The sequence below is a fragment of the Pseudonocardia sp. N23 genome (assembly GCF_002583555.1).
In the GTDB taxonomy this organism is placed as follows: Bacteria; Actinomycetota; Actinomycetes; order Mycobacteriales; family Pseudonocardiaceae; genus Pseudonocardia.
Genome location: NZ_BEGX01000077.1, coordinates 109,706 through 126,507 on the forward strand (window position 1 = coordinate 109,706; position 16,802 = coordinate 126,507).

The following is a 16,802-nucleotide window of genomic DNA, read 5'->3' on the forward strand; positions in this document are numbered from 1 at the left end:
CCGATGGGGCGGACGCCGCCCTCGACGCCCACCCCGGCATCGTCGGCGGCATCCACTCGTGGCCGTCGAGCGTGCAGGTCATGACGTCGTTCAACACCCCGCACCCGGCGCTGCTGCGCACCGGCCGAGCCCGGGTCACGAACCCGCGACCGCCGTGGGGTGTCGTGAGCCGGTGCTCTCGTGGAAGGTCCGCCGGTAGTCGCCGGGGGTCACGCCGATCGCCTTGCGGAAGTGGTGACGCAGCATCGCGGGCGTGCCGAAGCCGCAGGTCCGGGCGACCTCGTCGATGCCCAGGCCGGTCTGTTCCAGCAGCTGGCGGGCTCGCAGGACCCGTTGCTGGGTGATCCAGCGGTGAGGGGTTGTGCCCGTCTCGGCGAGGAACCGGCGCGAGAAGCTGCGCTCGGACATCAACGACCGCTGCGCGAGGTCCGCGACGCTGTGCTCGCGGTCGATGTGGGTGAGCACCCAGTCCAGCGTCGGCGCGATCGCGGCGTTGGTGCACTCGGGGACCGGCTGGTCGAGGAACTGACGCTGCCCGCCCTCGCGTTGCGGTGCGACGACCATCAGCCTGGCGATGGTGTTCACCGCGGCGCTGCCGAGCGTCCGGCGCACCACGTGCAGGCAGGCGTCGATGCCCGCTGCCGACCCCGCGCTGCTGACGAGGTTCCCGTCGTCCACGAACAGCACGTCGGGGTCGACGATCGCGAGCGGGTGCCGCTCCCGCAGCTCGTCGACGTTGCGCCAGTGCGAGGTGCACCGGCGGCCGTCGAGCAGACCCGCGGCGCCGGCGACGAACACCCCGGAACAGATGGTGAGCACGGTCGCCCCGGCGGCCGCGGCGGCCCGGACGGCGTCGAGGACCTCCTCGGGGAACTCCCGCAGGTTGGTCGCGGGGAGCGCGACGAGGTCGGCGCCGACGAGGCCGTCGAGCCCGTGTCCGGGAACGACGTGCAGCCCCTCGACGGTGCGGACGGGCTGGTGGGCGCGGACACCGCAGGTGCGGAACCCGATCGGCGGGATGCCGTCCTCGGTGCGGTCGAGGCCGAAGACCTCACACAGCACGCCGAACTCGAAGACGATCATCTCGTCGAGGGCGAGGACGGCGACGGTGCTGAGCACGACCCGACAGTAGTTGGCTGGATTTGGATGTACAACGACTTCTGCCCATCTGTTGGCTGGAAGTCGCTGGAGGTCAGAATCCAGCCATGTCCGATCTGCCTCCCCCCAGGATCTGCGAACGCTGCTACAGCGCCATCGGGCGCGACGAGGACCACCTGCGCCTCGCGCACCTCGGCTGGGCCCGCCCCGACGGCTCGATCCAGTGGCTCGACTCGTTCGTCCACACGACCGTATGTGTGCCGGCCACCGCCGCCCGCGAGACCCGCCGCCGACACGACGCGCCGACCTCGACGACCCTGTGAGCAGGTGTGGCGTGGGCAGGAAGCCGCCGGAGTCGACCTCGGCGCTGTCGGGCCCGAGGAAGTGCGTCTCGATGCGCCGGACCGGCCCCAGCCCGCCCGACCTCACCAGGGCGAGCAGACGTTTGCGCCACCGGGTGGTGCACGTAGTGGAAGTCCTCGACCAGCGTCACCCCCGCGGCGACGGCGGCGTCACGCACGGTCCTCGCCTCGGCGGCGTTGGACGCGGAGGGCTTCTCCGTCAGGACGTGCTTGCCGGCCTGCATGGCGGCGAGGTTCGGCCGTGCAGGGCGTTGGCCAGCGGGTTGTGGACGACGTCGACCTCGGGGTCGGCCACGAGCTCCGCACAGGAGCCGACGACCCGCTCGACGCCGTGCACGGACGCGAAGTCCTTCGCCCGCGAGGGGTCCCGGGCCGCGACAGCGACGAGCCGGTCGCCGGTCGTCCGCGCCGGTTCGACGATCGCCTGTCCCGCGATCCGGGAGGCGCCGAGGACGCCGATCCGCAGCGGTTCGCTCACGCCAGCAGGCCGGACAGGTACGAGACGCTGGTCCGGACGTCGGCGAGCGGGCCCTCGCCGCGCGGCTCCTCGGTGAGGATCGTGTCCTGCTCCAGGACGTACCAGCCGTCGTAGTCCCTGCCGCGCAACGAGTCCACGATGGACCCGAAGTCGACGTCACCCGACCCGAGCGGCCGGTACATGCCGTCGCGGACGGCGTCGGTGTAGCTGCGTCGGCCGTCCTGGACCTCTCGGGCCATGGAGGCGTCGACGTCCTTGAAGTGGGTGTGCGCCACCCGGTGCGGGGCCTCGCGGGTCAGCTCGGCGGGGTCGACGCCGCCGATGAGCAGGTGTCCGGTGTCCAGGCACAGGGCGATGTCGGAGCCCTCCAGGACGCGGCGGACGTCGTCACCGTTCTCGACCATCGTGCCGACGTGCGGGTGCAGGACCGCCTGCACCCCGGCGGCGGAGGTGACGGCGCTGAGCCGGTCGAGGTTGCCCAGCAACGTCGTCCAGCCCGCGGAGCCGAGCACGGGGCGGCTGTCGTAGCCGTCCTGCCCGGTGGTCGCGGAGAGCACCATCGTCGACGAGCCGGTCGCGGCGTAGGCCTGCAGCAGCTTCTCGACCTCGGGCACCGGGTCGTGCCCGGGGACGTGCAGCAGCAGCGGGGTGAACCCGCCGATGGCCTCGAGATGATGCTGCTCCAGTACCGCCGCCATCGCAGTGGGCGACGCGGGCAGGAAACCGTCGGGGCCCAGCTCGGTGGCCGAGAGCCCGACGTCCTGCATCTCCTGCAGGACGCGTGCCGGGGTGAGCTGGTATCCCCAGCCGGGGACCTCGCACACGCCCCAGGAGATGGGGGCGCCGGCAATACGGTCGAGGGAGCTCATGCGGACACCTCGTGCAGCGAGTAGTCGATCCCGGCGGCGGTGCGCCGCGGGGTGAGCGTCACGGCCGCGCCGGTGCGCCACGAGCGGGTCGCGGCCTCGGCGAGGTCGGACGCGGCGATCGCGTCGCGGCCCGCGGCGAGCGGCTCGGTGTCGTCGAGGACGCAGCGGGCGAACGCCTCCAGCTCGGCGGTGTAGGCGACGGGGTAGCGCTCCTCGAAGTCGCGCACCAGGTCCCGGGACGCGAGCCCGGGGGTGCGCCACTCGTAGCCGTGGCGGTGCGGGGAGTCGATCCGGGCGGTCGCGGCGGTGCCGAGCACCTCGGTGGAGCACTCGTAGCCGTAGCCGGCGCTGCGGCTGTTGTCGATCACGCCGAGCGCGCCGTTCTCGAACCGCAGCACGACGACGGCGGTGTCGATGTCGCCGATCTCGCCGAACGCGGGGTCGGCGGCGGCGCCATGGGCGTGCACCTCGACGACCTCGCCGACGAGCCAGCGCGCGACGTCGAGGTCGTGCACGGTGACGTCGGCGAATAACCCGCCGGACCCGGACAGGAACGACGGTGGGGGAGAGGTCATGTCGCGCAACGAGGTCCGGAACAGCGTGACCTCGCCGAGCTCACCGTCGTGGATGCGCCGGGCGGCGGCGGCCCAGTCGGGGTCGTAGCGGCGGTGGAAGCCCACCTGCAGCAGCACCCCGGCCTGCTCGACGGCCTCGACGGCGGCGACGGCCGCGGCGCGGTCGGCCGACACCGGCTTCTCGCAGAACATCGACTTCCCTGCGCTCGCGGCCTCCACGATCAGGGGCGCGTGCGACGCCGTCGAGGTGGCGATCGCGACCGCGTCGGAGGCGTCGAGCAGCTCCTCGAACGACGCCGTCCACGGCACGCCGTGCTCGGCGGCGGTCTGCTCGGCGACGACGGGGTCGACGTCGTAGACGCACGCCAGCTCGGCCGACGGGCAACGCCCGGCGAGGCTCCCGAGATGGATGCGCCCCATCCGGCCCAGCCCGGCGAGGCCGATCGCGAGTCGGCTCATGATCCCGCCCCCAGTTCCGAGGTGACTCGTTCGAGCATCCGACGGTGGATCCCGTCGGCGTCGTCCTCCCAGCCGAAGACACACACTGTCGCGATGCCCTCGAACGACAGGTCACGCAGCGTGCCGAACACCTCGTCCCACGAGACGTCGCCGCGGCCGATCTCGTTGTGCTGGTGGATCCGCGCGTCGACGCCCGGCGGGTTGAGGATGTAGCGGTTGCCGACGCCCGCGCGGTGGTTCCAGCAGTCCGCGAGGTGCACGTGGCGCAGCTTGCGCGCGGCGTAGCTCAGCATCCGCTGGAAGTCCCCGACGCCGTCGGAGAGGTGGAACGCGTGCGGCGCGCACCAGACGTAGCCCACCCACGGCAGGTCGAGCCCGCGCACGATCTGCACGGCGTCGTCGTTGGTCTCGGAGAAGTCGTAGGGGTGCGCCTCGATGTTGAGCGAGATGCCCAGGCGCTCGAAGTCGGGCGCCAGCTCCTCCATCGACCGGTAGAACGCGTGCTCGGAGCGGCGCGCGTCGTTGGGGTCGCCGGACAGCTCGGAGTTGACCAGCGGGCAGTCGAGGTCCGACGCGATCTGCAGCAGCCGCCGCCAGTTGCGGATCTGGGCCTGGCGTTCCTGCTCGTCGGGGCTCGACCAGTCGAACACCGGCACGAGGCTCGCGAACCCGACGCCCGTCTCCGCCGACGCCTTGCGCGCCTGCGCGATCAGCTCGCGGTCGGCCTTGGGGTAGCGGTGCCAGAAGAACCAGTCGGCCCGCGGCGAGAGCTCCAGCCACCGGTACCCGAGGTCCGCGGCGCGCCGCAGCTCCTCGGGCACCGAGAGCTGCGCGTGGTACATGTGCGGGTCGAGCGCGATCCGCACGGTCAGCTCTCCTTGTAGAGGTCGGGCCGCTCGCGCATCGTCACCGGCTCACGCACCCCGGAGGCCAGCGCGCGCAACCCGGTCTCGCACGCGACGGTGGCGGCGTAGCCGTCCCACGCCGACGGCCCGGCGGTCCCGCCCGCGGCGACGGCGTCGATCCAGGTCTGGAACTCGACGTCGAACGCCCGGACGAAGCGCTCGCGCCAGTCCGCCGGCACCCGGCCGCCGAACCGCCCGGCACCCTTGACGATCGCACCGGCACTCTCCGACAGCTCGACGGTGCCGTCCTCGCAGACGACCTCGCCGCGGATGTCGTAGCCGAAACCGGCGTTGACCGACGCCTCGACGTCGACGATCACCCCGGACTCCATCTCCAGCAGCACGAGCAGCGGGTCGTTGAAGCCCTCGCGGGCCTTGCTCGACACCCGCGGCGTGAGCACCGTCACCGCGGCGATCTCGTCGTCGAACATCCAGCGGGCGACGTCGATGTCGTGGACCGTGGAGTCGTTGATGATCATGTCGCTGGTGAAGAAGTCCGGCACCGACGGGTTGCGGTGCGCGGCGTGCATGACCAGCGCCACGCCGATCTCCCCGCCGGTGACGACGGCCTTCATCGCGCGGTACTGGTCGTCGTAGCGGCGCATGAAACCGACGGAGACGAGCCGACGGCCCGTCGCGACCTCGGCGTCGACGATCCGCGAGCAGGCATCCTCGGTGGTGGCCAGCGGCTTCTCACAGAACACCTGCTTGCCCGCGGCGATCCCGGCCAGCACGTAGCCCTCGTGCGTCGGCCCCCACGAGGTGACGACGACGGCGTCGACCCCCGGGTCGGCGATCAGGTCCTCGCCGGTGGCGTGCACGCTCGCCCCCGGGAGGTCGGCCGCGACCGTGCGGGCCCGGTCGAGGTCGACGTCGGTGACCGCGGCGACGCGGACCCCCGACAGGACATGGGTGAGCCGCCGGATGTGGTCCTGGCCGATCATGCCCACGCCGATGACGCCGACGTTGAGTGTCACGAGAGCTGCCCTTTCGTCAGGGAGGGAGGTCGTCAGCCGCGCTTGAGCTCGTGCTGGAGCTCCTCGAGCTCCTGCCCGCCCGCCATCTGCGTGGTGAGCTCCTCGAGGGTGACCGCGGAGCGCTTGCGGTCGAGCACGCACCGGCCCAGCTTCAGGATGATGAAGTGGTCGCCGACCATGTAGGCGTGGTGCGGGTTGTGGGTGATGAACACGACGCCGAGGCCCGCGTCGCGCGCGGCCGAGGTGTACTTGAGCACCACACCGGACTGCTTGACGCCCAGGGCGGCCGTCGGTTCGTCGAGGATCAGCACCCGGGCCCCGAAGTACACGGCGCGGGCGATCGCGACGCACTGGCGCTGCCCACCGGACAGGGTGCCGATGGGCTGGTTGATGTCCTTGACGTGGATGCCCATCTTCTTGAGCTCCTGGTCGGCGATCTCCCGCATGCCTTTGATGTCCATCGGGGCGCCCGGGAAGGTGCCCTTGCGGATCTCCGAGCCCAGGAAGAAGTTCCGCCAGACCTCCATCAGGGAGACGACGGCGAGGTCCTGGTAGACAGTGGCGATGCCGTGGTCGAGCGACTCGCGGGGCGAGCCGAACGAGACGACCTCGTCGTCGACCTTCAGAACACCCTCGGTGTGCGGGTGCAGCCCTGAGATGATCTTGATCAGGGTGGACTTGCCGGCGCCGTTGTCGCCGAGGACGCAGGAGACCTCGCCCGCGTTCACGGTCAGGTTGATGCCCTCCAGCGCGCGGATGGCGCCGTAGGCCTTGCCGACGTTCTCCATCTGGACCAGCGGCGTCCCCGCCTGCAGGCCCGGGGCCGCGTGTTCGGCGATCGTGTCGGTCATCGGTCTACCGCCTCTGTGTCGCGAGGTTCTTGACGTACAGGTTGACGAGCACCGCGAGCAGCAGCATCGCGCCGAGGAAGGCCTTGAACCAGTTGGGGTCCCAGCCGGCGAACACGATTCCCTGCGTCACCATGCCGAAGATGAAGGCGCCGAGCGCCGAGCCGATCGCCGACCCGTAGCCGCCGGTGAGCAGTGCGCCGCCGACGACGGCGGCGATGATGTAGATGAACTCGTTGCCGACGCCGAGGCCTGCCTGCACGGACGAGAAGTTGAAGAGCAGGTGCATGCCCAGGAACCATGCGCAGAACGCAACGCCCATGAACAGGCCGATCTTGACCTTCTTGGCGGGGACGCCGACGGCGCGCGCGGAGTCCTGGTTGCCGCCGGAGGCGAAGATCCAGTTGCCGGTGCGGGTGCGCAACAGCACCCAGGTGGCGATGGCGACGAACAGGATCCACCACAGCACCGTGATCTTCAGCGTGATGAACCCGAGGTCGATGTCGCCCGCGAAGATCGCCCGGGCGGAGGCGAACCCGTCGAGCCGGTCGATGTTCGTGGTGGCGACGGTGCCGGTGACCAGTTTCGTCACACCGAGGTTGATGCCCTGCAGCACGAAGAAGGTGCTGAGGGTGATCAGGAAGCTGGGGATCCCGGTGCGTACCACCAGGTATCCGTTGACGAACCCGATGGCCAGCGCTATCAGCAGGCTGACCAGCACGCCGACCCAGGCGTTGACGCTGAACTGGTAGGCGATCATCGCCGACGCGAGTGCGGTGGTGGCGACCGCGACACCCGCGGACAGGTCGAACTCACCGCCGATCATCAACAACGCGACGGCGACGGCGACGATGCCGATGGTGGAGCTCGCGTAGAGCACCGTCGCGAAGGCGGGCAGCGTCCGGAAGGGCGCGGCGACGGCGAAGAAGAAGATGAAGATCGCGATCGCAGCCGCGAGGGCTCCGACCTCGGGACGGCCGAGGATGCGGGCGGCGAGGGAACGCTGGACGCGGACGGGCTCGTCGACCGGGGGCTTCGGTCGCGGCGATTCCGGCGACGGCTCTGTCTCCACGGATGTACTCATCGCGTGCTCCAGGGGGTGTGGCTCAAGGGCGGGACGTGAGGGGCGGATGGAGGGGCCGGACGGCGTCGCCCGGCCCCTCCGGGCGCATCAGCGCGTGTTGTTCGCGGCGTAGCCCGCGATCTTCTCGATGTTCGACTTGTCGACGAAGGACGGCCCGGTCAGGACCGGCTTGCCGCCGCCGAGGTCGTTGCCGTTGGTGAGGTTCAGCCACAGCGACTGCACCGCCATGTAGCCCTGGACGTAGGGCTGCTGGTCGATCGAGAAGTCGATCGTCCCGGCCTTGATGTCGTTCGCGACGTCGGCGTTGAGGTCGAACGTCACGATCTTGGCCTGGCTGTTCGCACCCTGCTTGGCCTGCAGCGCGGCGAGCGCGATGGGCGCGCCGAGGGTCACCACGTAGGTGATCGACGGGTCCTGCTGCAGCTTCGCGCCGATGGTCTGCTGCACCGACGGCAGGTCGGTGCCGTTGACCTGCAGGTTCTCGGTGTTCGGGAAGCTGGCCTTCACACCGGCGCAGCGCGCCTCGAGCGCGACGGAGCCCTGCTCCTGGACGACGCAGATCGCCTTGCCACCCGGGGTCATCTTCGTGCCGGCGGACTGGCCCGCGAGGGTCTCGTCGGAGCCGAAGTACATCCCGATGCCGTACTTCGTGTAGTCGTTGATGCCCGAGTTGAACGCGACGGTCGGGATGCCCGCCGCCACGGCCTTCTGGGCGGCCGGGCCGACCTGGTCGGCGTAGGCCAGCGTCACGGCGAGGCCGTCGACCTTGGAGTCGATGGCGTTCTGGATGAGCGTGGCCTGCTGGCCCGCGTCGTTGTTGTTCGAGTACTTCAGGTTGACGTTGAGCTCCTTGGCGGCCTGCTCCGCCCCGGCGCGGATCTTGTCCCAGAAGGAGTCGCCCGGAGCCTCGTGGGTCACCATCGCGATCGTGTACTGCTTGCCGCCGGCGTTGCCGACGGCAGGACCGCTGTTGTTGGTGGCCTCGTTCGCGCCACCTTGACTGCTGCACGCAGCCAGCGCGGCGCTCAGAGCGGCCACGACGGCCAGTCCTCGCACCAGCTTCCGCTTGCTCATCGTTGAGACTTCCCTTCGGAGGGCGACAGCCCGGACGGGCTGCAAGGGGACTGCTGTGTCGGTACTGCGGTGGTGCCGTTACTGCGGGTTCAGTAGGGCCAGCGGCGCACGGGACCGAGCCCGCAGCCGCGCAGATAGCCCGCGGTCCGGGCGCCGATCGGCAGCGGGATGTGCGGCTCGACCGGGTAGAGGTCCTGCTCGACGACGGTGAACAGGTCGGTGTCGACGGCGGCCAGCGCGTCGAGCAGCGGCGGCATGTCGGGCTCGCCGCAGGGCGGTTCGACCATGACACCCAGCGGCACGGCCTCGGCCAGCGAGAGCTTCTCGCGGCGGACGCGGTCGCGGACGACGGGATCCACCTGCTTGAGGTGGACGTAGCGGATCCGCTCGGGGAACCGCTCCACGATGGCGATGTTGTCGCCGTCGCAGTAGGAGATGTGCCCGGTGTCCAGGCACAGGTTGACGAACCGCGGGTCGGTGTCGGCCAGGAACCGCTCGACCCGTTGCTGGGTGTCGACGTGGGTGTCGGCGTGCGGGTGGAACACCAGGTCGACGCCGTGCTCCTCGGCGAGGATGCGCCCGAGCCGGTCGTAGCCGGTGACCAGGTTCTTCCACTGGTCGGGGTCGATGTCCCCGGCCTGGGTGGCCGCGCCGGTGTGCATGTCGGTGTACTGCTCGGGCAGCAGCACGAGGTGCCGCGCGCCGACCGCGGTGAGCAGCCGGGCCTCCTTCGCGCACGCCTCGACGGCCTCGTCGAGGGCGTCGGCGCCGCGGTGCAGGCCGGCGAAGATCGTCCCGCCGCACACCTTCAGGTCGCGCACCGCCAGCTCGTCACGCAGCTGCGACGGGTCCTGGGGCATGAACCCGGTCGGGCCGAGCTCGGTCCAGGAGTAGCCGGCCTGCGCGATCTCGTCGAGGTAGGTCTCCCAGCCGACCTGGTGGGGGTCGGAGGCGAACCACACGCCCCACGAGTCGGGGGCGGTGCCGAGGGTGAGGCGCTCGAGGGAACCCATTACTCGGCCGTCGGGAAGTGGAAGCCGGCCTCGCTCGGCGCAGCGACCCGCGGCCAGCGCGTCGTCACGACCTTGGCGCGGGTGTAGAACGCGACGCCCTCGGGGCCGTGGATGTGGGACTGCCCGAACAGCGAGTCCTTCCAGCCGCCGAAGGAGTAGTAGGCCATCGGCACCGGGATGGGGACGTTGATGCCGATCATGCCGACCTTCACGCCGCGCTGGAACCGCCGCGCCGCCTCGCCGGACGAGGTGAAGATGGCGGTGCCGTTGCCGTAGGGGTTGGCGTTGATCAGCGCGATCGCCTCGTCGACGTCGCCTGCCCGGACGACCGTCAGCACCGGGCCGAAGATCTCCTCGGTGTAGACGTCCATGTCGGGGGTGACGCCGTCGATCACGGTGGGGCCCACGAAGAACCCGTTCTCGTGGCCGGGGACCGACAGGCCGCGACCGTCGACGGTGAGTGTCGCGCCCTGGGCCTCGCCGGTCCCGATGAGCCCGACGATGCGGTCGCGGGCGGCGGCGGTGACGACCGGGCCCATCTCGGAGGTGTCGTCGCGACCCGGGCCGACCTTGACCGCGCGGGCCTTCTCGGCGACGGCGGCGACCAGATCGTCGCCCGCCCCGCCGACGGCCACGGCCGCGGAGATCGCCATGCAACGCTCACCGGCGGAGCCGAACGCGGCGGCGACGAGATGGTCGGAGGCGAAGTCGATCGACGCGTCGGGCAGCACGACGGCGTGGTTCTTCGCCCCGCCCAGTGCCTGCACGCGCTTGCCGTTGGCCGTGCCGCGCTCGTGGATGTAGCGGGCGATCGGGGTCGAGCCGACGAACGAGACCGCGGCGACGTCGTCGTGGTCGAGCAGCGCGTCGACGGCGGTCTTGTCGCCGTGCAGGACGGTGAACACGCCGTCGGGCAGCCCGGCCGCGGACCACATCTCCGCGATCAGCATCGACGCGGACGGGTCGCGCTCGGACGGCTTGAGGACGAACGTGTTGCCGCACGCGATCGCCACCGGGTGCATCCACATCGGGACCATCACCGGGAAGTTGAACGGCGTGATCCCCGCGCAGACGCCGATCGGCTCGCGGAACGAGTGCACGTCGACGCCGGTGGAGACCTGGTCGGAGAAGTCGCCCTTGAGCAGCTGCGGGATGCCGCAGGCGAACTCGACGACCTCCAGGCCGCGCTGCACCTCGCCGCGGGCGTCGGAGACGACCTTGCCGTGCTCGTCGGACACGATCTCGGCGAGCTCGCCGATGCGGGCGTTGACGATCTCGCGGAACGCGAAGAGCACCTTGGTCCGCGCCGAGAGCGACGACTGGGACCAGTCGGCGAACGCCGTGGCGGCCGACCGGACGGCGCTGTCGACGTCGGCGACGTCGGCGAGCACCACCTCGGCCTGCTGCTCCCCGGTCGCCGGGTTCCACACGGGCGCGGTCCGGCCGGACGTGCCGGTCTCGGGCTTGCCGCCGATCCAGTGGGTGATGGTCCTCAACGGTCGTCCTCTCGGTTCTCTGCCGGCGTGACGAGCGGGCGCTGGCCCGCCTTCGCGTGCTCGTAGGTCTTGCGGGCCTCGCGGGTCGAGCCGAGCGCGGAGACCTCGGAGACGGGAACGTCCCACCAGCTCTCCGGCGACGGGACCGGCGCGAGCGGGTCGGTCTCGATGTGGATGGCGGTCGTGCGGGTGGCGGCCCGCGCGACGACGATCGCGTCGCGCAGTTCGGCGATCGTACGGACCCGGATGACGTCCGCGCCCAGGCTCGCCACGTTCGCGGCCAGGTCGACCGGCAGTGTCGCGCCGTCGAGCTCACCCGTCGCCGGGTCGCGGAAGCGGTAGGACGTGCCGAAGCGCTGGCTGCCCAGTGACTCCGACAGCGCCCCGATGGAGGAGAAGCCGTGGTTCTGCACGAGGACCAGGTTGAGCTTGATCCCCTCGGACACCGCCGTCACGACCTCGCTGCTCATCATCAGGTACGAGCCGTCGCCGACCAGGGCGAACACCTCGCGGTCGGGCGCGGCCATCTTGACCCCGAGCGCGCCGGCGATCTCGTAGCCCATGCAGGAGTACGCGTACTCGACGTGGTAGGCCTTCTCCTCGCGCGCCCGCCACAGCATCTGCAGGTCACCGGGCAGCGACCCGGCCGCCTGCACGACGACGTCGCGCGGGTCGAGCATCTCGTCGAGGGCACCGAGGACCTCGGTCTGCGCCGGCAGCGGGGTGTGCCCGAGGTGGTACGCGTCGTCGACGACCCGGGTCCAGCGCTCGCGGTGCTCGGTGTAGGAGGCGAGGTGGGCGTCGCCGACGCGGTACCCCTCGACCGCGTCGGCGAGCGCCTCCAACCCGGCCCGGGCGTCGGTGACCACCGACGCCCCGGCGTGCTTGCCCGCGTCGAACGCGGCGACATTGAGGTTCACGAAGCGTACGTCCGGGTTCGCGAACGCGGTGCGGGACGCGGTGGTGAAGTCGCTCCAGCGGGTCCCGACGCCGATGACGACGTCGGCGTCGCGGGCCAGCGCGTTGGCGACCGGCGAGCCGGTGGACCCGACCCCGCCGACGGCCTGGGGGTGGTCCCACAGCAGCGCACCCTTGCCCGCCTGGGTGTCGGCGACCGGGATGCCGGTGGCCTCGGCGAACGCGCGCAACGCGGCGTAGGCCTCGGAGTAGTGGACACCGCCACCGGCGACGAGCAGCGGCTTCGTCGCGGCGCGGACGATCTCCGCGGCGCGGGCGATCGCGGCGGGCTCCGGCACCGGGCGGGCGACGTGCCAGACCCGGCGCGCGAACAGCTCCTGGGGCCAGTCGAACGCCTCGGCCTGCACGTCCTGGGGGAGCGCGATCGTCACCGCGCCGGTCTCGGCGGGGTCGGTGAGTGCCCGCATCGCGCCCAGCAGCGCCGAGGGCAGCTGCTCGGGACGCCACACCCGGTCGAAGAACCGCGACAGCGGCCGGAACGCGTCGTTGACCGAGACGTCGCCGGAGTCGGGGCGCTCCAGCTCCTGCAGCACCGGCGAGGCGACGCGGGTGGCGAAGACGTCGCTGGGCAGCAGCAGGACCGGGATCCGGTTGGTCGTCGCGAGCGCGGCGCCGGTGAGCATGTTCGTCGAACCCGGGCCGATCGACGCGGTGCAGGCCATGGCCTGCAGCCGGTTGCGCATCCGTGAGTAGCCGACGGCCGCGTGCACCATGCCCTGCTCGTTGCGGGCCAGGTGGTAGGGCAGGTCGTCGTCGCCGGTGCGGGCGGCCTGCAGCAGCGCCTGGCCGACGCCGGCGACGTTGCCGTGGCCGAAGATGCCGAAGCAACCCGGGATCAGCCGCTGCTCGACGCCGTCGCGCTCGCTGTACTGGTTCGCGAGGAACCGCACGAGTGCCTGGGCGACGGTGAGCCGGACGGTCACTGAGAGGCCTCCGTCGTGGTCGTGAGGGGCAGCCGGGCGTCGACGGCCTGGGACTCCCACGTGCCGCGGACCCAGGCGTGCGCCGGGTCGTCGCAGATCAGCCACGCGCGTTCCGGGTCGGGTCCGGCCATGACGTTGAGGTAGTAGAGGTGGTAGCCGGGCATGGCCATCGACGGGCCGTGCCAGCCGTGCGGGATGAGTACGGTGTCCCCGGTCCGGACCTCGGCGCACACGTCGATCTCCCGGTCGGGCCCGGAGGTGTAGACGCGCTGGAAGCCGGGGCCGTCGCCGTCGACCTCGAAGTAGTAGATCTCCTCGAGCCGGGCCTCGCCCTCGCGCGCCTCGTCGTGCTTGTGCGGGGGATAGGACGACCAGTTGCCCTCCGGCGTCAGGACCTCGACGGCGATCAGCTTGTCGGCCTCGAACGCGGCGGGCGTGCAGAAGTTGTTGACCTGCCGGCTCGACTGGCCGGCGCCGCGCAGCTCGACCTGAACGCCCTCGGCGGGGCCGTAGCGGGCGGGCAGCCGCCGCGACGCACGAGCCGCGGGCAGCGCGAACCTGCCGCCGGCCTGCGAGGACACGGTGACCTCCGCGTCGCGAGGCGCGTACGCGAAGTCGGTGACCCGGGTGAAGACGCCCCGGCGACCGGCCAGCTCGAACCGTTCCCCGTCGACCTCGACCACGCAGGAGCCCGACAGCGGCAGGACGACGGTCTCGTCCTCGCCCGTCGCGAAGCTCGCGGTGCCGCCGGCCGGGAGGTCGAGCACGCGCAGCGAGCTGTAGCCCCAGCCCACGGACTCCGGGGTCACGACCAGGGAGAACGTCCCGTCGGCGGTCTCCCCCTGGCGAACGACGTGCGTGCTCACAGGATCCTCACCGCCGTGTCGACGGCCTTCGCGACGTCGTCGCCGGGCGGGTACAGCAGCGACCGTCCGATGACGAGGCCCTGCACCGTCGGCAGCGCGAGGGCCTTGGCCCAGCCGGCGACGGCGGCGTCCTGGTCGTCGGCGACCTCGCCACCGAGGATCAGCGCCGGGAGCGTGGTGGCCTCCATGGCCCGTTCCATCTCGTCGACGATCGGGACCTTCAGCCACGTGTAGGCCGACGTGGTGCCCAGCCCGGCGGCCACGGCGGTCGCCCGGACCATCGCGTCGGCGGTCAGCTCGTTGCGGACCCGGCCGCCCGCGTCGCGGTGGGAGATGAACGGTTCGATCATGGCCATCAGACCGTGCCCGGCCAGCGCGCTGACCGCACGTCCTGACGCCTCGAGCGTCGCGACGGTGCCGGGGTCGTCGGGGTCGATGCGGGTCAGCATCTTGCCGCCCTCGAACCCCGCGGCGGCGATCGCGGCGGCGTCATAGGCGGTGAAGCGGTCGTCGATCTCGAACGCCGTGCCCGCGAGCCCGCCACGGTTCATCGAGCCGACGACGACCTTGCCCTCCAACGCCCCCAGCAGGAGCAGGTCCTCCAGGATGTCGGGGGTCCCGAGCACGCCGTTGACCCCGGGCCGCGCGAGAGCGACACAGAGCCGGTCGAGCAGGTCGGCGCGGTCGCCCATGGCGAGGGGCTTGTCGCCGGCGCGCAGCGCGCCGCGGGCGGGGTGGTCGGCGGCGATCATCATCAGCTTGCCGTGCTCGCCGAGCACCGAGGCCGGGCGGGCGCGCCGGGCGGCGGCCTCGGCGATCTGCGCCGGGCGGCGCACCCGCGTCTGCACGAGGCGCTCCAGGGTGGCTCCGGCGTCAGGCACCGACGACCTCCTCGATCTTCGTCCCCGCCAGCACCGCGTCGACCTCGTCGGTCGTCGGCATCGCGTCGGAGCAGGCCAGCCGCGAGGCGACGATCGCGCCCGCGACGTTGCAGAACCGCATCGCGTGCTCGAGCTCCCAACCCGACAGCATCGCGTGACACAGTGCGCCACCGAACGCGTCACCGGCGCCGAGACCGTTGACGACCTCGACCGGCACCGGCGGCACCTCGACCTGGCCGGGCTCGCCACCGACCAGCAGGGGAGACCCGCCGGTCGCCGACGCGAGCACGCCGGCCGGTCCCTGCTTGACGACGGCCAGCTCGACGCCGGCGTCGTGCAGCGCGGCGGCGGCCGACCGCGGCTCGCATTGCCCGACCGCGGTGTCGCACTCGTCGAGGTTGCCGACGGCGACGCTCACGAACGGCAGCGCCTGCGCGTACGCGGCCCGGGCCTGTTCGCGGGAGGACCAGAACATCGGCCGGTAGTCGAGATCGAACACCGAGAGCCCGCCGCCGTCCTCGGCGCGCATCCGCAGCGCGGCGAGGGTGGCCGAGCGGCTCGGCTCCTCGCACAGCCCGGTGCCCGTGACCCACAGGAGCGACGCGCCGCACACGGCGTCGCGGTCGAGCTCGTCGGCACGGATCTGCAGGTCGGGGGCCGAGGGGCGGCGGTAGAAGTAGAGCGGGAAGTCGTCGGGCGGGAAGATCTCGCAGAACGTGACGGGTGTCGGCAGGTCGTCGACGGGCCGGACGAGCCGGTCGTCGACACCGTATCCGCGCAGTGCGTCGTGGAGGAACTCGCCGAACGGGTCGGCGCCGGTGCGGGTGTCGATCGCGACCCGTCGCCCGTGGCGGGCCGCGGCGACCGCGACGTTGGCGGCGCTGCCGCCGAGGTACTTGCCGAACGTCTCCACGTGACGCAGGGAGACGCCGATCTGGAGCGGATAGATGTCGACGCCCAGCCGGCCCATCGTCAGCACGTCGAGCGTGTCGGCGCCGGTCATCGGGGTGGTCCCAGCTGCATCGCTGTAGGTCCTCTCCGTGCCGCCGACCGCCCGGCGGGCACAGCGACCAGATTGACGCCCGCCGTACTAGCACGTCAATACTTTGTCCTGACATACTTACAAGCGATCGTCAGCAACCTTCGAACGGAGCACCGGGGTGGAGCGCATGGCCGAGGACGTCCGCTATCCCGACGTCGTCATCGACCGGGAGAGCCCCGTGCCGCTGTACTTCCAGGTCGCGTCCCGGCTGCAGCAGCAGATCGAGAGCGGCGAGATGCCCGTCGGCAGCAGGCTCGAGAACGAGATAGAGCTGGCCGACCGGCTCGGCGTCTCCCGCCCGACCATGCGCCGCGCCATCTCCTACCTCGTCGAGCGCGGCATGCTCGTGCGCAAGCGCGGCGTCGGAACCCAGATCGTGCACCCCAAGGTCCGCCGCCCCGTCGAGCTCACGAGCCTGCACGACGACCTGCTCAAGAACGGTCAGGAGCCGCGCACCGTCGTGCGCGAGACCAAGGTCCTCGCCGCCCCCGACGACGTCGCCCAAGCCCTCGGCATCCCGTTCGGCTCCGAGGTCACCTGGATCGAACGGCTGCGCTACGCCGGCGACGAACCGTTGGCGCTCATGCACAACGCCGTCCCCGCGTCGGTGCTGGAGATCGACCCCGAGGTGCTGGAGCGGCGCGGTCTCTACGACCTGCTCCGCGCCGCCGGGCACGCGCCGCGGATGGCCAAACAGGTCGTCGGCGCCCGGACGGCGACGAGCGCCGAAGGACGGCTGCTGGGGGAGCCGCGCGGCGCCGCGATGCTGACGATGACCCGCACCGCGTGGGACGAGGCGGGCCGCGCCGTCGAGTACGGCTCACACGTCTACCGGGCGAGCCTCTACAGCTTCGAGCTGAACCTCACGACCTGA

General features: G+C 71.5%; 17 protein-coding genes and 1 pseudogene. 2 read left to right on the plus strand and 16 right to left on the minus strand.

The genetic code is table 11. The features are described 5' to 3' along the window. Window positions 1–135 precede the first annotated feature (135 nt). On the minus strand, window positions 136–1,119 hold the full coding sequence (locus TOK_RS22135; protein WP_098959911.1) for a helix-turn-helix domain-containing protein: 984 nt from the start codon (window positions 1,117–1,119) through the stop codon (window positions 136–138). 86 nt (window positions 1,120–1,205) lie between these two features. Between TOK_RS22135 and TOK_RS32785 the strand changes: the two genes are divergently transcribed. Then, window positions 1,206–1,421 carry a hypothetical protein gene (locus TOK_RS32785; protein WP_098959912.1) on the plus strand — a complete coding sequence of 72 codons (216 nt, stop codon included), beginning with the start codon at window positions 1,206–1,208 and terminating at the stop codon, window positions 1,419–1,421. Between the two features lie 209 nt (window positions 1,422–1,630). Here TOK_RS32785 and TOK_RS35470 read toward each other — a convergent pair. The 15 genes and pseudogenes from TOK_RS35470 to iolC form a co-directional block, all read right to left on the minus strand. After that, window positions 1,631–1,684 (minus strand): annotated as a pseudogene (locus tag TOK_RS35470) (hypothetical protein); the annotation flags it as partial. Further along, entirely contained in the window at window positions 1,660–1,938 is a 279-nt protein-coding gene (locus TOK_RS34340) for a Gfo/Idh/MocA family oxidoreductase (protein WP_098959913.1), read from the minus strand. The pseudogene TOK_RS35470 and the gene TOK_RS34340, both read right to left, overlap by 25 nt. After that, a complete protein-coding gene (locus tag TOK_RS22150; RefSeq protein ID WP_098959914.1) occupies window positions 1,935–2,807 on the minus strand; it encodes a TIM barrel protein in 873 nt (290 codons plus the stop codon). Before TOK_RS22150 ends, TOK_RS34340 begins: the two co-directional genes overlap by 4 nt. Beyond that, window positions 2,804–3,841 (minus strand): Gfo/Idh/MocA family oxidoreductase, encoded by a 1,038-nt coding sequence (locus TOK_RS22155; RefSeq protein WP_253258556.1) that lies wholly within the window; start codon window positions 3,839–3,841, stop codon window positions 2,804–2,806. Before TOK_RS22155 ends, TOK_RS22150 begins: the two co-directional genes overlap by 4 nt. After that, window positions 3,838–4,707, minus strand: a complete 870-nt coding sequence (locus tag TOK_RS22160) for a sugar phosphate isomerase/epimerase family protein (RefSeq protein WP_216362055.1) — start codon at window positions 4,705–4,707, stop codon at window positions 3,838–3,840. The genes TOK_RS22155 and TOK_RS22160 overlap by 4 nt, the downstream gene beginning before the upstream one ends. 2 nt (window positions 4,708–4,709) lie before the next feature. Further along, on the minus strand, window positions 4,710–5,723 hold the full coding sequence (locus TOK_RS22165; protein ID WP_098959915.1) for a Gfo/Idh/MocA family protein: 1,014 nt from the start codon (window positions 5,721–5,723) through the stop codon (window positions 4,710–4,712). 32 nt (window positions 5,724–5,755) lie between these two features. Then, window positions 5,756–6,574 (minus strand): ATP-binding cassette domain-containing protein, encoded by an 819-nt coding sequence (locus TOK_RS22170; protein WP_098959916.1) that lies wholly within the window; start codon window positions 6,572–6,574, stop codon window positions 5,756–5,758. Window positions 6,575–6,578: 4 nt separating this feature from the next. Continuing rightward, window positions 6,579–7,655, minus strand: a complete 1,077-nt coding sequence (locus TOK_RS22175) for an ABC transporter permease (RefSeq protein WP_098959917.1) — start codon at window positions 7,653–7,655, stop codon at window positions 6,579–6,581. 87 nt (window positions 7,656–7,742) lie between these two features. Beyond that, window positions 7,743–8,729 carry a substrate-binding domain-containing protein gene (locus TOK_RS22180; protein ID WP_098959918.1) on the minus strand — a complete coding sequence of 329 codons (987 nt, stop codon included), beginning with the start codon at window positions 8,727–8,729 and terminating at the stop codon, window positions 7,743–7,745. Window positions 8,730–8,818: 89 nt separating this feature from the next. Beyond that, window positions 8,819–9,742 (minus strand): TIM barrel protein, encoded by a 924-nt coding sequence (locus TOK_RS22185; RefSeq protein WP_098959919.1) that lies wholly within the window; start codon window positions 9,740–9,742, stop codon window positions 8,819–8,821. After that, entirely contained in the window at window positions 9,742–11,238 is a 1,497-nt protein-coding gene (locus tag TOK_RS22190; protein WP_098959920.1) for a CoA-acylating methylmalonate-semialdehyde dehydrogenase, read from the minus strand. The genes TOK_RS22185 and TOK_RS22190 overlap by 1 nt, the downstream gene beginning before the upstream one ends. Then, entirely contained in the window at window positions 11,235–13,139 is a 1,905-nt protein-coding gene (iolD, locus tag TOK_RS22195; RefSeq protein WP_098959921.1) for a 3D-(3,5/4)-trihydroxycyclohexane-1,2-dione acylhydrolase (decyclizing), read from the minus strand. Before iolD ends, TOK_RS22190 begins: the two co-directional genes overlap by 4 nt. After that, the gene (gene iolB / locus TOK_RS22200; protein ID WP_098959922.1) at window positions 13,136–14,005 is read right to left on the minus strand and encodes a 5-deoxy-glucuronate isomerase; all 870 of its coding nucleotides are present in this window, start codon (window positions 14,003–14,005) and stop codon (window positions 13,136–13,138) included. Before iolB ends, iolD begins: the two co-directional genes overlap by 4 nt. Then, window positions 14,002–14,886 carry an aldolase gene (locus tag TOK_RS22205; RefSeq protein WP_253258557.1) on the minus strand — a complete coding sequence of 295 codons (885 nt, stop codon included), beginning with the start codon at window positions 14,884–14,886 and terminating at the stop codon, window positions 14,002–14,004. The genes iolB and TOK_RS22205 overlap by 4 nt, the downstream gene beginning before the upstream one ends. Continuing rightward, a complete protein-coding gene (gene iolC, locus TOK_RS22210; protein WP_216362056.1) occupies window positions 14,879–15,889 on the minus strand; it encodes a 5-dehydro-2-deoxygluconokinase in 1,011 nt (336 codons plus the stop codon). The genes TOK_RS22205 and iolC overlap by 8 nt, the downstream gene beginning before the upstream one ends. Before the next feature lie 166 nt (window positions 15,890–16,055). On the opposite strand from iolC, the gene TOK_RS22215 reads away from it, so the two are divergent. After that, complete coding sequence (locus tag TOK_RS22215; RefSeq protein WP_098960053.1) at window positions 16,056–16,802, plus strand: GntR family transcriptional regulator; 747 nt, start codon at window positions 16,056–16,058, stop codon at window positions 16,800–16,802.

What these genes read in the sequence shown, in the direction of transcription:
- TOK_RS32785 (WP_098959912.1), top strand. Translation starts at nt 1,206, where the DNA reads ATGTCCGATCTGCCTCCCCCCAGGATCTGCGAACGCTGCTACAGCGCC.
- TOK_RS22180 (WP_098959918.1), bottom strand. Translation starts at nt 8,729, where the DNA reads ATGAGCAAGCGGAAGCTGGTGCGAGGACTGGCCGTCGTGGCCGCTCTG.
- TOK_RS22175 (WP_098959917.1), bottom strand. Translation starts at nt 7,655, where the DNA reads ATGAGTACATCCGTGGAGACAGAGCCGTCGCCGGAATCGCCGCGACCG.
- TOK_RS22215 (WP_098960053.1), top strand. Translation starts at nt 16,056, where the DNA reads ATGGCCGAGGACGTCCGCTATCCCGACGTCGTCATCGACCGGGAGAGC.
- TOK_RS22150 (WP_098959914.1), bottom strand. Translation starts at nt 2,807, where the DNA reads ATGAGCTCCCTCGACCGTATTGCCGGCGCCCCCATCTCCTGGGGCGTG.
- TOK_RS22170 (WP_098959916.1), bottom strand. Translation starts at nt 6,574, where the DNA reads ATGACCGACACGATCGCCGAACACGCGGCCCCGGGCCTGCAGGCGGGG.
- TOK_RS22185 (WP_098959919.1), bottom strand. Translation starts at nt 9,742, where the DNA reads ATGGGTTCCCTCGAGCGCCTCACCCTCGGCACCGCCCCCGACTCGTGG.
- TOK_RS22155 (WP_253258556.1), bottom strand. Translation starts at nt 3,841, where the DNA reads ATGAGCCGACTCGCGATCGGCCTCGCCGGGCTGGGCCGGATGGGGCGC.
- iolC (WP_216362056.1), bottom strand. Translation starts at nt 15,889, where the DNA reads ATGACCGGCGCCGACACGCTCGACGTGCTGACGATGGGCCGGCTGGGC.